Source organism: Mycobacterium intermedium, from assembly GCF_002086275.1.
GTDB lineage: Bacteria > Actinomycetota > Actinomycetes > Mycobacteriales > Mycobacteriaceae > Mycobacterium > Mycobacterium intermedium.
This window is the reverse complement of sequence record NZ_MVHT01000129.1, coordinates 1-12,765: the sequence shown is the minus strand read 5'-3', so window position 1 is coordinate 12,765 and position 12,765 is coordinate 1. Positions and strand designations below refer to the sequence as shown.

Below are 12,765 nucleotides of genomic sequence, written 5' to 3'. Positions count from 1 at the left end.
TAACCGTCAACCGAAAGTTGTCGTCCCGAGCGCGGTGGGGTTGTACGAGACGTAGATCGGTTGCTGGGAGAAGGGGATGGCGGTGACGGCGGCGCCGGCGGCGCCGGCGGTAACGGAGCCAATGCCAAAGGCAACAGCCCGGGCCCCGTCGGCGGCACCGGGGGTCACGGCGGCAATGGCGGCACCGGTGGGCAGGCCGGCACCGGCGTCGGCGTCGCGGGCAATGCGGGCTCGGGCGGCGACGGAGGCGCGGGCGGTGTCGGCGGCAACGGCGGTAACGGGAAGGTCGGCGGCGCCGCCGGCCATGGCGGCAATGGCGGCAACGGCGGCAACGGCGGCGTGGCCACAGTCGGTGGTAACGGAGGCAATGGCGGTAACGGCGGCAACGCCGGTGCCGGCGGTACGGGCGGCACCGGTGGCGATGGTGGCGTGGACACGGTCAGCGGCAGCGGTGGCAACGGCGGTAAGGGTGGCGCCGGTGGCCAGGGCACGGATGGTGGTGCAGGCGTGGGCAGCGCCGGCGGCCACGGTGGTAGCGGCGGCAACGGGGGTAGCGGCGGTGCCGGGGGCAACCCAGGCCCAGGCTCCAGCCGAGACGTCGCGGCCGCCAACTTCGTGTACTTCGGCAGTGGCGGCAGCGGGGGTGCCGGCGGGCACGGCGGGAATGGTGGCGCCGGCGACACGGGCGCGGCCGGCGGCAACCCCGGTTTCGCCGGCGGTAACGGCGGCTCCGGCGGCCAAGGCGGTCAGGGCGGTGTGGCCAACCAGCCAGACGGAATCAGCAAGGGTTTGTTCGGCTCCAACGGCAATGGCGGCGCGGGCGGCAATGGCGGTGCCGGAGGCGGCGGGGGTGACGGCAGCGTTGGTGTCAACAGCGCGGGCGGAACCGGCGGCGCGGGAGGCAACGGCGGGGCTGCAGGGGCGGGTGGCGCGCCGGGCGCTGGCTTCAACCAGCAACCGGCGCCACAAAAGCTACCCATCGGCACCGGCGGGACCGGCGGTAAGGGCGGCGCGGCCGGCGACGGCGGCGACGGCGGAATGGGCGATGTCGGCTTCAACGGTGGCGCGGGTGGCGCGGGCGGCCTAGGTGGCCACGGTGGGGCCGGCGGCGACGCCAGCGGCGAATTCAACGCACAAGCCAACAACGGCGGCGACGGCGGCGATGGCGGTGCGGGCGGCGCCGGCGGTATCGGTGGCGCTGGTGGAATCGGTGCCAACGGCGGTCGCGGGGGCGACGCGGGCGGGGGCGGCGACGGCGGTAACGCCGGACACGGTGGCACCAGCACCTACGGGGATCTGCAGGGCGGTCGCGGCTCCTACGGCGGTCAGGGAGGCACCGCCGGTGACGGTGGCAACGCCGGTGCCGGTGGTGCCGGCGGAGCGGCGGGCCCGGGCGGCATCGCGGGGGGCGCCGGCAGCGGCGCCAACGGTGGCGACGGTGGCAATGGTGGCAATGGCGGCAGTGGAGGCCTCAACGGCACGTACGGCACCAACGGCGCCGGCGGCACCGGTGGGCTTGGCTCGCTGCTTGGCGGGCACAACGGCAACAACGGTCTGCACGGGGCTACGGGCGGCCTCTTGGCGGGCAGCTCGAGCCTGACCAACGCCAGCATCCCGGTGTACATCATCAACGGCACTGAGCCGGTGGTCTACATCTCCATCAACGGCGGACCCATGGTGCCGGTGCTGCTCGACACCGGTTCCACCGGCCTCGTCTTGTCCCAGACATTCCTGTCGCAGAACCTCGGCGACGTCATTGGGACGGGTAGTGCCGGTTACGCCGGCGGCCTGAACTACAACTACAACACGTATTCAACGACGGTGAGCTTCGGCGAGGGCCTCACAACGGTGCCGACCGGCGTCAACGTCATCACCTCGTCGTCGCCGGGATCACTGGACAGCTTCTTGTCCAGATCCGGCGCCGTGGGCGTGTTGGGTATTGGACCCAACAACGGTTTCCCCGGCACCAGCACGATCCTCACCGCGCTACCGGGCGTGCTCAACAACGGCGTGCTGATCAACGAGCCCGCGGGCCAGGTGGTGTTCGGTCCCAACACGACGGGCGGCGCCGTTACGGTGGCCGGATCCCCGATCTCGAACGTCGTTGTCCAGATCAACAACGGCCCGCCGCAAACCGCGCCGGTGATGTTCGACTCGGGTGGCATCTTCGGGACCATCCCGTCGTCCCTAGCTGGCGTGCCTGCCGGGCAATACTTGCCGACGGGAACCACCGTTTCCGTCTACACCGAAGACGGGGCAACGCTGTTGTACTCGTACACGATGAACGGGTCGAACAACCTTTGGGTTACCTCTGGCGGAAATATGAACACCGGCTACTTCCCCTTCTCCCAGCAACCGATCTACGTCTCGTACAACCCCACCGCGCTCGGGACGACAACTTTCGGTTGACGGTTACCGCGGCCGAAATTGGGTTAGCTGGTAGTCACCGGTTATCCTGAACGCAATCGTCACCGAAATGTCGCGGCGCCTCCGCGCGCGCGGAAGCTCTCACCAAAAGAGGAAGACTCGACCATGGCTGTACCCAAACGCAGGATGTCGCGCGCGAACACCCGGAGTCGGCGCTCGCAGTGGAAGGCCGAGAAGACGGAACTCGTCGGCGTGACCGTCGCCGGCCACAAGCACAAGGTGCCCCGTCGCCTGCTCAAGGCGGCCCGCCTCGGTCTGATCGACCTGGACAAGCGCTAGACGGTTCGCCTGGCGGCATTAAGCGGCCGCTCGGGTAACAAGCGTCACACAAGCCGCATCGACGTCCGTTCCGGCGGGCACACTTGTCTGCCTGTTCGCCAGCAAGAACGGGCGTCTACGTTGTCGCTCGTAGCTGGGCAAAAAGCTTGGGGGACCGCAGCGGATGCCAATGCGGCCGATGTGACTCGGCGGGGGCAGGTGAGCCGGCGCAGTACGGTGCCGCCCCATCCCCTCCACGGCGTGCCTCTCAGCCCCGTCTCAGGCGTTCGTACGAAACTAGTTCCGTGCGAATACTCGTCGTGGACGATGACCGGGCAGTGCGTGAGTCGCTGCGCAGGTCGCTTTCCTTCAATGGCTATGCCGTCGATCTTGCTCACGACGGCGTCGAGGCCCTCGAAATGATCGCCAGCGATCGACCCGACGCACTCGTCTTGGATGTCATGATGCCGCGCCTGGACGGTTTGGAGGTGTGCCGTCAGCTCCGCAGTACCGGTGACGACCTGCCCATCTTGGTCCTGACCGCGCGCGACTCGGTGTCCGAACGGGTCGCCGGCCTGGACGCGGGCGCCGACGACTACCTGCCCAAGCCGTTCGCCCTCGAGGAACTCCTGGCGCGGATGCGCGCGCTGCTGCGGCGTACCAAGCCAGAGGACGCCGCCGAGTCGGTGGCGATGACGTTCTCCGACCTCAGCCTCGACCCCGTGACGCGGGAAGTCACCCGCGGGCAACGCCGCATCAGCCTGACCCGCACCGAGTTCGCGTTGCTGGAGATGCTGATCGCCAACCCGCGGCGGGTGCTTACCCGTAGCCGCATCCTCGAGGAAGTGTGGGGATTCGACTTTCCTACCTCCGGCAACGCGTTGGAGGTCTACGTCGGGTATCTGCGCCGCAAGACCGAGGCCGAAGGCGAGCCGCGGCTGATCCACACCGTTCGCGGAGTGGGTTACGTGCTACGCGAAACCCCGCCCTGATGATTCGGTTGCGCCGCAAACGAGCTCCGTCGCGCACCCCGTTGCGGGCCACCAGCTCGTTGTCCCTGCGGTGGCGCGTGATGCTGCTGGCGATGTCCATGGTGGCGATGGTGGTCGTCCTGATGTCTTTCGCCGTCTACGCGGTGATCTCGGCCGCCCTGTACAGCGACCTGGACAACCAGCTGCAGAGCCGGGCGCAGTTGCTCATCGCCAGCGGTTCGTTGGCGGCCGACCCCGGCAAGGCGATCGAAGGCACCGCCTACTCCGACGTCAACGCCATGCTGGTCAACCCCGGCCATTCGATCTACACCGCCCAGCAGCCAGGCCAAACCCTGCCGGTCGGGTCACCGGAGAAGGCCGTCATCCGCGGCGAACTGTTCATGTCGCGGCGTACCGCGGGCGATCAACGGGTCCTTGCCATCCACCTGCCCAATGGCAGCTCGCTGATCATCTCCAAGAGCTTGCGGCCCACCGAAGCGGTGATGAGCAAACTGCGCTTTGTGCTGCTGATGGTGGGGGGCGTCGGCGTCCTGGTCGCCGCGGTGGCCGGCGGGATGGTGACCCGGGCCGGCCTGCGGCCGGTAGCGCGCCTCACCGAAGCGGCCGAACGGGTGGCCCGCACCGACGATCTGCGGCCCATTCCCGTTTTCGGAAGTGACGAGTTGGCAAGGCTCACAGAGGCTTTCAACCTAATGCTGCGGGCCCTGGCCGAATCCCGGGAGCGCCAGGCCCGGCTGGTCACCGACGCCGGCCACGAACTGCGCACCCCGCTGACCTCACTGCGCACCAACGTCGAGCTGCTGATCGCCTCGATGGCACCCGGGGCGCCGCGGCTTCCGGAACAGGAGATGGACGGCCTGCGCAGCGATGTACTGGGCCAGATAGAGGAATTGTCCACGCTTGTCGGCGACTTGGTCGATCTCACCCGCGGTGACGCGGGCGAGACCGTGCACGAACCGGTGGATATGGCAGACGTCGTCGACCGCAGCCTGGAACGAGTCAAGCGGCGCCGCAGCGACATTCATTTCGATGTCAAGGCGATGCCATGGCAGGTCTACGGCGACGCGGCCATGCTGTCGCGTGCGGTGTTGAACCTGATGGACAACGCGGCCAAGTGGAGTCCGCCGGGCGGGCGGGTCGGCGTCACGCTGACCCAACTCGATCCGTCCCATGCCGAGCTGGTGGTGTCGGACCAAGGCCCCGGCATCGCGCCTCAGGAACGGCGGCTGGTGTTCGAGAGGTTCTACCGGTCGACGTCCGCTCGGGCGATGCCGGGCTCGGGCCTGGGGTTGGCCATCGTCAAGCAGGTAGTGCTGAACCACGGCGGATCACTGCGGGTCGAAGACACCGTCCCGGGTGGTGAACCGCCGGGTACGTCGATCCGCGTGTTACTGCCCGGCCGACCGATGCCGACGCCGGTTTATCCGGCCGAGTCGGCGGATATGTCAGACAGCGCACGTCAGGATGACGTCGGCGACAATGGGAACTCACGGAATTCGGCGAATGTTATCTCAGTGGATTCTCAGTCCGCGCGCGCAACGTAGTTGTGCAGCTACTGTTGACCGTTAAGCCTCACGGCAGTACCCGAAGGCCCAAATCAGGAGAAGAGCCACATTAGCGACATGACGAATCACCCGAGGTATTCGCCACCGCCGCAGCAGCCGGGATATCGCGCATCGGAGCAGTCGGTGCCGCCTGCGTATCCCCAGACGCAGCAAGCGTATAACCAGCAGTTCGACTGGCGTTATCAGCAGCCGACGACGGAACACCGCCAGCCGTTCGAGGGGGCACCCACGCAGAGCGGCACGGGGTCACATCCGATACCGAGCGGTACCGGATCGTATCCGGTTCCCGGCGGCACCGGCTCATTCCCGTTGCCCGACGCTACCGGTCCAGGTCCGATACCGCGGGCCACGGGGCCGGGTCCGATCCCCGGGCACACCATGCAAGGTCCGCTGCCGGGCCACACCGGCCAGCGGCCGATACCGGGGATGTACCCGCCGATGGGCCCGCCTCCGCAGCTGCCGCGCCAACCCCAGAAGCGTTCCCGTGCGGGCCTGCTGACCGTTGGTGCGCTGGCCATCGCCGTGGTGTCCGCGGGTATCGGCGGCGCTGCGGCGACGGTGGTGGAGCTGGGTAGCAAGTCCGCGAGCAGCACTGCTGCGACGGCGTCATCGGGCGGCGCGCCCAGCGTCCCCGCGGCGAACATGCCACCTGGTTCGGTCGAGCAGGTTGCGGCCAAGGTGGTACCGAGCGTCGTCATGCTCGAGACCAATTTGGGCCGGCAGTCCGAGGAAGGCTCCGGCATCATCCTGTCGGCCGACGGGCTGATCCTGACCAACAACCACGTGGTCTCGGCCGCGGCCAAGCCGCCGGCAGGGTCGCCGCCGCCGAAGACGACGGTCACGTTCCACGACGGCCGGACCGCTCCGTTCACCGTGGTCGGGACCGACCCGACCAGCGACATCGCCGTGATCCGCGTGCAGGGTGTCTCCGGGCTCACCCCGATCGCCATGGGGAACTCGCACGACCTGCGGGTCGGTCAGCCGGTGCTGGCCATCGGGTCTCCGCTGGGTCTGGCGGGCACGGTGACCACGGGCATCGTCAGCGCCCTCAACCGGCCGGTGTCGACCACCGGGGAATCCGGCAACCAGAACACCGTCCTGGATGCGATTCAGACCGACGCCGCGATCAACCCGGGTAACTCCGGTGGCGCGCTGGTCAACATGAACGGGCAGCTCGTCGGCGTCAACTCGGCCATCGCGACCATGGGCGCGGATTCCGGCGACGCGCAAAGCGGCTCGATCGGCCTCGGCTTCGCGATTCCGGTCGACCAGGCCAAGCGCATCGCCGACGAGTTGATCGCCACCGGCAAGGCATCGCATGCCTCGTTGGGAGTCCAGGTGACCACTGACAAGGATGTTCCCGGCGCCAAGGTCGTCGAGGTGGTGCCCAACGGTGCCGCTGCGACCGCCGGAGTGCCGAAGGGCGTCGTCGTCACCAAGGTCGACGACCGCGTCATCAACAGCGCCGACGGGTTGGTCGCGGCGGTGCGGTCCAAGGCCCCGGGCGACAAGGTTTCGATCACCTTCCAGGAGCCGGGTGCCGGCAGCCGGTCGGTGCAGGTGACGCTGGGTAAGGCGGAGCAGTGATGAAGGTCGACGCGCAGCTTTCCGACCTCGGATATACGGTTGCACCCATGGAACAAGGCGCGGAATTGGTAGTCGGCCGGGCACTTGTCGTCGTTGTCGACGACCGCACCGCGCACGGGGACGAGGACCACAGCGGTCCACTCGTCACCGAGCTGCTCACCGAGGCGGGGTTCGTCGTTGATGGCGTCGTCGCGGTCGAGGCCGACGAGGTGGAGATTCGAAACGCGCTCAACACCGCGGTGATTGGTGGTGTGGACCTGGTGGTCTCGGTCGGTGGAACGGGTGTGACGCCGCGCGATGTCACCCCGGAAGCCACGCGCGACATCCTGGACCGGGAAATCCTGGGCATCGCCGAGGCGATCCGCGCCTCGGGCCTGTCCGCCGGAATCACCGACGCCGGGTTGTCCCGTGGCCTGGCGGGAGTGTCCGGCAGCACCCTGGTGGTCAACCTGGCCGGTTCTCGTTACGCGGTGCGGGACGGGATGGCGACGCTGAACCCGCTGGCCGCGCACATCATCGGCCAGTTGTCGAGCCTCGAGATCTGAGTTTCAGCCCCGGCCCAGCTGTTCTTCAGCGTGCGCGCGCGGTCCGTGTTCCGGCGTGGGCGCCCCACCGCCGTGCCTGCCTGACGACGGCGAGTTCCCGTTGGTCTGCGCAAGCAGGTCGCGGATTTCGGTGAGCAACACGACCTGTGCATCGTCGGCCTGCTCGACTTCGCCCTTCTTACGCAGCCGGTCGTAGGGCAACACGACGAGGAAGTAGACGACCGCCGCGATGAGGACGAAGTTGATGAAGGCCGAGAGCAGGGTGTTGAGGTTGATCTCCTGACCGCTGTTCCAGAGCGGGATCTTCAGCAGGCTGACATCGGTCTGCTGGTTTGCGCCGATCGAACTGGTCAACGGCGTAATGATGCTCTCGGTGAACTTGGTGACCAAACCGGTGAATGCCGTGCCGATCACGACCGCAACGGCCAGATCGACGATGTTGCCCCGCGAGAGAAACTCTTTGAACCCTTTTAACATTGAGCCGTTCCTTTCTGGACCCCTCAGCCAACTCAGTGCAGGGTCAGGGTGACTTTCTGGCCCAGCGCCGAACCTGCCACCGCGTTTGCCACGCGGGCCGGCAGCGCAATCAACACTACGCGGTCAGCCTCCGTGGATTGAGTCTTGTTTTTGGCCGAGACGAGCACTACGACGGCATCGGTGGCTAACACTCGGGGGACGGGCTGCGGTGTCTGCTGCCCTTCGGTGGCCGGTGCCGCCAGCACGTCGACGACATCGCCGACCCGGATCAGGTCGATCAACGCGTTGTCGGCCAGATGCAACGGCACGATCCGGGCGCCCGGCCCGACCGTCGCCTCCGCCAGTCGATTGCCCAGCAACCGCACGTCGGTGAGCACCTCGCCGCGCCGCGTCGGGCTGGCCAGTGTGGCACCCACCGCCGCGCCGAGATCGGTCTGCGCGCCGTCGGGCAGTGTTGTCGCCAAACGGGTTTCGAGGCGAACGTCGTCTCCGGTCAATGCGGCGCCCGGGCTCAGATCGCGCACTGCCACCACCACGTCGGCGCGGTCGTCGGCAGGATCGGGTCGTAACGCCGCGACGCCGGCCAGCACCACCAGCGCGCCCGCAGCGATCCGCCGGGCCCGCACTGTGCGCGTCCAATCCGGACGCAACGCCATTGCCAGGCGACTCGGCAGCGTCGGGTTCAGCGACTGCCCCACGCCGCAACCGTAGCCGCAGCCCCCTACCGGCAAACGCCGGTCAGGACGCGCCTGTGGATAACGCCGCTAGATCGTGCTAGATCGTGCTAGATCGTCAGGTCGACGCGCCCGCGGTGGCCGGGGCGGAGCTGCTGGCTTTGTCTGTCGAACTCGACGACGTGCTGTCACTCGAGCTGGCGCTCGACCCGGATCCCGAGTCGCTGTTCGAGGATGCGCTGGTCGACCCGTTCGACTTCTTGCCCGCCTCGCGGCTGTCGGTGCGGTAAAACCCGCTGCCCTTGAACACGATGCCGACGGAGTTGAACAATTTACGAAGTCGGCCGGAGCACTTCTCGCACGTAGTGAGCGCGTCGTCGGTGAAGGCCTGCACGATGTCGAAGCGGTCGGCGCATTGAGTACACGCGTAGCTGTAGGTCGGCACAGAAAACCTCCGGATGATGTTAAGCGCTGGGTTAGCACTCTACCGTCTCAAGTGCTAGAACCGCCACGTGACTTCGATCATTCCCGGCTGACCAGCGGGATAAACCCGCGCTCTGGCGTGAGCGCGTGCGTCATCGGCACGTCGTGCGGCTCAGAAGGCAGTTCGTCGAGCAGTTCCTCGTCTCGCACCACCGCGACCAACTGGGCTTGCGGATCGCGCGCCGCCAGCGAGCGGTCGTAAAATCCCTGGCCACGGCCCAATCGCACGCCCCGGCGGTCCACCGCCAGCGCCGGCAGCAGCACCACACTTGCCTCGGCCAGCGCCGAAGCGGGCAGCCACGGTTCGGACGGCTCGAGCAGTCCCCAGCGCGCGGTCGTCAACTCGCCCGGGCGGTATTCGCCCCACAGCAGCGGCAGCGGCGAGTTGTCGGCGTCGGTGCGCGCTACCGGCAACAGCACCCGACCCGCTCGTCGCAGCAACGCATCCAACATCTCGATCGAACCCGGCTCCGAGCCCACCGGCACGTACGCGCACACCGTGCAAGTGGGGCTCACCAGCGCTGTTGCGTGCTTGGCGAGCTTTCGGGCCTCGTCGGCCCGGACCTCGTCGGCAACACGACGCCGGGCGACCAACAGTCGGTCGCGCAACGCCGTCTTGCTCGCGGTCGCCATGCCTTCAAAGATGACAGCCGCCCGGTTCAGGTCGCCACACCGGCCCCAACGTGTTGGCGCGAGTTATGGTGATGACGATGGCACCAACGGAAGTACCTGTTCCCTATACGGCAGTCGTCCCCGCGGCCGGGCTGGGGACGCGGTTCCTGCCTGCCACCAAGACCGTCCCCAAGGAGCTGCTGCCCGTCGTCGATACCCCCGGCATCGAGCTGGTGGCCGCCGAGGCTGCGGATGCCGGAGCCGAACGGCTGATAATCATCACCTCGGAAGGCAAGGACGGCGTCGTCGCACACTTCGTCGAGGACCTCGTGCTGGAGGGCACCCTCGAGGCGCGCGGCAAGAAAGCCATGCTGGCCAAGGTCCGTCGCGCCCCGGCTCTGATCAAGGTCGAATCCGTCGTGCAGGCCGAACCATTGGGCCTCGGACACGCGATCAGCTGCGTCGAGCCCAGCCTCGCGGCGGACGAGGACGCCGTCATGGTGTTGTTGCCCGACGACCTGGTGCTGCCCACCGGCGTCCTGGAGACGATGTCGCAAGTACGCGCGCAGCACGGCGGCACGGTGTTGTGTGCCATCGAGGTGTCTCCGGAGGAGATCAGTGCCTACGGCGTCTTCGACGTCGAGCCCCTCCCCGGCGGCAGCGACGACGTCTTGCGGGTCAAGGGCATGGTGGAGAAGCCCAAGGCCGAGGACGCCCCGTCGCTGTACGCGGCCGCCGGCCGCTACGTGCTTGACCGGGCGATTTTCGACGCATTGCGCCGTATCGACCGCGGCGCCGGCGGCGAAGTGCAGCTCACCGACGCGATCGCGTTGTTGATCGCTGAGGGCCACCCGGTGCATGTGGTGGTGCATCGCGGATCCCGACACGACTTGGGAAATCCCGGCGGGTACCTCAAGGCTGCGGTTGACTTTGCTTTGGATCGTGACGACTATGGCCCGGATTTGCGGCGATGGTTGGTGGCGCGATTGGGCCTGACCGAGCAGTAGCCGGGGAAAATCCGGCCCGGCTTCGCCACATGGCTCGACGGAAAGGCGCGCTGTGCGTTCTGTGGAGGAACAGCAAGCCCGGATATCAGCAGCTGCGGTAGCCCCGAGGCCCATTCGTGTTGCCATCGCCGAGGCGCAAGGACTGATGTGCGCCGAGGAAGTGGTGACCGAACGGCCGCTGCCCGGCTTCGATCAGGCCGCCATCGACGGTTACGCGGTGCGCAGCGTCGACGTGGCCGGTGTCGGCGACGCCAGTGGCGTGGAGGTCTTTTCCGAAAGCGATCTGGAAAGCCGCGAAGTGCTGACCCTGCCGGTGATGGGGTTCATCGAGGCCGGTTCACGTACCCCCGCCAGGCTGCAGCCGCGCCAGGCGGCCCGAGTGCAGACGGGCGCGCCGTTGCCGACGCTGGCCGACGCCGTCCTGCCGTTGCGGTGGACCGACGGCGGGATGAACCGCGTGCGGATCCTGCGCGGTGCGCCGTCGGGCGCCTACGTGCGGAAGGCCGGTGACGATGTCCAACCCGGGGACGTCGCCGTGCGCGCGGGAACGATCATCGGCGCCGCCGGGGTGGGGTTGCTGGCTGCGGTCGGCCGCGAACGGGTGCTGGTGCATCCGCGGCCGCGGGTGGCGGTCATGGCCGTGGGCGGCGAACTGGTCGACATCACCCGAACCCCCGGCAATGGCCAGGTGTACGACGTCAATTCGTACGCCTTGGCGGCGGCGGCGCGGGATGCGGGTGCGGAGGTGAATCGGGTCGGCATCGTGAGCAACGACCCCAAGGAACTCCGCGAGATCGTTGAGGGACTGCTCAACCGCGCAGAGATCCTGGTGATCGCCGGCGGGGTCGGCGGGGCGGCGGCCGAGGCCGTCCGCGCGGTGCTGTCCGAACTCGGCGAGATGGAAGTGGTGCGGGTCGCCATGCATCCGGGATCGGTGCAGGGCTTCGGACAACTGGGCCGCGAGGGTGTTCCGACGTTTCTGCTGCCCGCCAATCCGGTGAGCGCGTTGGTGGTGTTCGAGGTGATGGTCCGGCCGCTGATCCGGCTGTCGCTCGGTAAGCGACACCCGATGCGCCGCATCGTGCAAGCCCGTACGCTTTCGCCGATCGCATCGGTGGCCGGGCGCAAGGGTTACCTGCGTGGCCAGCTCATGCGTGACCAGGAAAGCGGTGAATACCTGGTGCAGGCGCTAGGGGGAGCCCCGGGAGCGTCGCATCTGCTGGCCACGCTCGCTGAGGCGAATTGTCTGGTCGTGGTGCCTAGCGGGGCGGAGCAGATTCGCACCGGTGAGATCGTCGACGTCGCGTTCCTCGCTCAGCACGGCTGAGTTGCACCTTGGTGAACCTGTTGCGGCCCAATTATCGGCACCCCGGCTGGCCAATGTCGGTGGGGCCGTTACGAGTGGCCGGCGGGGTAGTCCGGCTGCGGCCGGTGCGGATGCGTGATGGCGCGCAGTGGAGCCGCATCCGGTTGGCCGACCGGGCGTTCTTGGAGCCCTGGGAGCCGGTTACCGACGGTGATTGGACGATCAGGCACAACGTCGCCGCCTGGCCCACGGTGTGTTCGAGTCTGCGTTCCGAGGCGCGGAAAGGGCGCATGCTGCCCTTCGTGATCGAGTTGGACGGTCAATTCTGCGGGCAGCTGACGATCGGCAACGTGACGCATGGGGCGTTGCGCTCGGCTTGGATCGGCTATTGGGTGCACAGCTTGGTCACCGGGCGTGGGGTGGCGACTGGGGCGTTGGCGCTCGGGCTCGATCATTGCTTCGGGCAGGTGAGGCTGCACCGCGTGGAAGCAACCGTGCGACCGGAGAATCTGGCCAGCCGGCGGGTGTTGTCGAAGGTGGGCTTCCGCGAAGAGGGTCTGCTGCGGCGGTATTTGGAGGTGGACGCCGCCTGGCGGGACCACCTGCTGGTGGCGATGACCGTCGAGGAGGTCAACGGATCGGTGGTCTCGACGCTGGTGCGGTCTGGTCAAGCCAGCTGGGCCTGAGTTTTCTTGTTTTCTGCGGCGAGATGGCCGTGAGGGTTGTGGTGGGGGCGCGAAGCGCGACCGTAGCGGCAATCTCGCTGCACCCCGTGGCGCGCGGGGGGAGCTTTTGCGGCGAGATGGCCGTGAGGGTTGTGGTGGGGGCGCGA

At 67.8% G+C, this 12,765-nt stretch carries 12 protein-coding genes and 1 pseudogene; 9 read left to right on the top strand and 4 right to left on the bottom strand.

Annotated features, from left to right (window positions below; all coding sequences use genetic code 11):
• Positions 1-78: 78 nt before the first annotated feature.
• The 6 genes and pseudogenes from BST27_RS34670 to BST27_RS27985 all read left to right on the top strand — a co-directional run.
• Positions 79-2,409: pseudogene (locus tag BST27_RS34670) on the top strand (PecA family PE domain-processing aspartic protease); the annotation flags it as partial.
• Positions 2,410-2,532: 123 nt separating this feature from the next.
• Complete coding sequence (gene rpmF, locus BST27_RS28005) at positions 2,533-2,706, top strand: 50S ribosomal protein L32 (RefSeq protein ID WP_069418678.1); 174 nt, start codon at positions 2,533-2,535, stop codon at positions 2,704-2,706.
• Positions 2,707-2,990: 284 nt separating this feature from the next.
• The gene (gene mprA / locus BST27_RS28000; RefSeq protein ID WP_069418677.1) at positions 2,991-3,677 is read left to right on the top strand and encodes a two-component system response regulator MprA; all 687 of its coding nucleotides are present in this window, start codon (positions 2,991-2,993) and stop codon (positions 3,675-3,677) included.
• Positions 3,677-5,221 carry a HAMP domain-containing sensor histidine kinase gene (locus BST27_RS27995; protein ID WP_069418676.1) on the top strand — a complete coding sequence of 515 codons (1,545 nt, stop codon included), beginning with the start codon at positions 3,677-3,679 and terminating at the stop codon, positions 5,219-5,221. Before mprA ends, BST27_RS27995 begins: the two co-directional genes overlap by 1 nt.
• A 78-nt stretch (positions 5,222-5,299) precedes the next feature.
• A complete protein-coding gene (locus BST27_RS27990; RefSeq protein WP_069418675.1) occupies positions 5,300-6,829 on the top strand; it encodes a S1C family serine protease in 1,530 nt (509 codons plus the stop codon).
• Entirely contained in the window at positions 6,829-7,374 is a 546-nt protein-coding gene (locus BST27_RS27985; protein WP_069418674.1) for a MogA/MoaB family molybdenum cofactor biosynthesis protein, read from the top strand. The genes BST27_RS27990 and BST27_RS27985 overlap by 1 nt, the downstream gene beginning before the upstream one ends.
• A gap of 3 nt (positions 7,375-7,377) precedes the next feature.
• On the opposite strand, the gene mscL is transcribed toward BST27_RS27985, so the two are convergent.
• The 4 genes from mscL to BST27_RS27965 all read right to left on the bottom strand — a co-directional run bounded on the left by mscL (position 7,378) and on the right by BST27_RS27965 (position 9,641).
• Entirely contained in the window at positions 7,378-7,851 is a 474-nt protein-coding gene (gene mscL / locus BST27_RS27980; RefSeq protein ID WP_069418673.1) for a large-conductance mechanosensitive channel protein MscL, read from the bottom strand.
• Positions 7,852-7,883: 32 nt separating this feature from the next.
• Positions 7,884-8,507 carry an SAF domain-containing protein gene (locus tag BST27_RS27975; protein ID WP_139805418.1) on the bottom strand — a complete coding sequence of 208 codons (624 nt, stop codon included), beginning with the start codon at positions 8,505-8,507 and terminating at the stop codon, positions 7,884-7,886.
• Between the two features lie 136 nt (positions 8,508-8,643).
• Positions 8,644-8,970 (bottom strand): FmdB family zinc ribbon protein, encoded by a 327-nt coding sequence (locus BST27_RS27970; RefSeq protein WP_079220224.1) that lies wholly within the window; start codon positions 8,968-8,970, stop codon positions 8,644-8,646.
• A 77-nt stretch (positions 8,971-9,047) separates the two neighbouring features.
• Entirely contained in the window at positions 9,048-9,641 is a 594-nt protein-coding gene (locus BST27_RS27965) for a 5-formyltetrahydrofolate cyclo-ligase (protein ID WP_069418670.1), read from the bottom strand.
• A gap of 77 nt (positions 9,642-9,718) precedes the next feature.
• Between BST27_RS27965 and BST27_RS27960 the strand changes: the two genes are divergently transcribed.
• The 3 genes from BST27_RS27960 to BST27_RS27950 are packed head-to-tail and all read left to right on the top strand — an operon-like array spanning position 9,719 to position 12,619.
• Entirely contained in the window at positions 9,719-10,627 is a 909-nt protein-coding gene (locus BST27_RS27960; RefSeq protein WP_069418738.1) for a UTP--glucose-1-phosphate uridylyltransferase, read from the top strand.
• A gap of 52 nt (positions 10,628-10,679) precedes the next feature.
• Positions 10,680-11,954, top strand: coding sequence for a molybdotransferase-like divisome protein Glp (gene glp, locus BST27_RS27955; RefSeq protein ID WP_069418669.1), 1,275 nt, complete (start codon positions 10,680-10,682; stop codon positions 11,952-11,954).
• A gap of 11 nt (positions 11,955-11,965) precedes the next feature.
• Entirely contained in the window at positions 11,966-12,619 is a 654-nt protein-coding gene (locus BST27_RS27950; protein WP_197518093.1) for a GNAT family N-acetyltransferase, read from the top strand.
• Positions 12,620-12,765: the final 146 nt, after the last annotated feature.

Coding starts and splice junctions, on each gene's coding strand:
- rpmF (WP_069418678.1), top strand. CDS start 2,533: ATGGCTGTACCCAAACGCAGGATGTCGCGCGCGAACACCCGGAGTCGG.
- BST27_RS27995 (WP_069418676.1), top strand. CDS start 3,677: ATGATTCGGTTGCGCCGCAAACGAGCTCCGTCGCGCACCCCGTTGCGG.
- BST27_RS27990 (WP_069418675.1), top strand. CDS start 5,300: ATGACGAATCACCCGAGGTATTCGCCACCGCCGCAGCAGCCGGGATAT.
- BST27_RS27985 (WP_069418674.1), top strand. CDS start 6,829: ATGAAGGTCGACGCGCAGCTTTCCGACCTCGGATATACGGTTGCACCC.
- mscL (WP_069418673.1), bottom strand. CDS start 7,851: ATGTTAAAAGGGTTCAAAGAGTTTCTCTCGCGGGGCAACATCGTCGAT.
- BST27_RS27975 (WP_139805418.1), bottom strand. CDS start 8,507: ATGGCGTTGCGTCCGGATTGGACGCGCACAGTGCGGGCCCGGCGGATC.
- BST27_RS27965 (WP_069418670.1), bottom strand. CDS start 9,641: ATGGCGACCGCGAGCAAGACGGCGTTGCGCGACCGACTGTTGGTCGCC.
- BST27_RS27960 (WP_069418738.1), top strand. CDS start 9,719: ATGGCACCAACGGAAGTACCTGTTCCCTATACGGCAGTCGTCCCCGCG.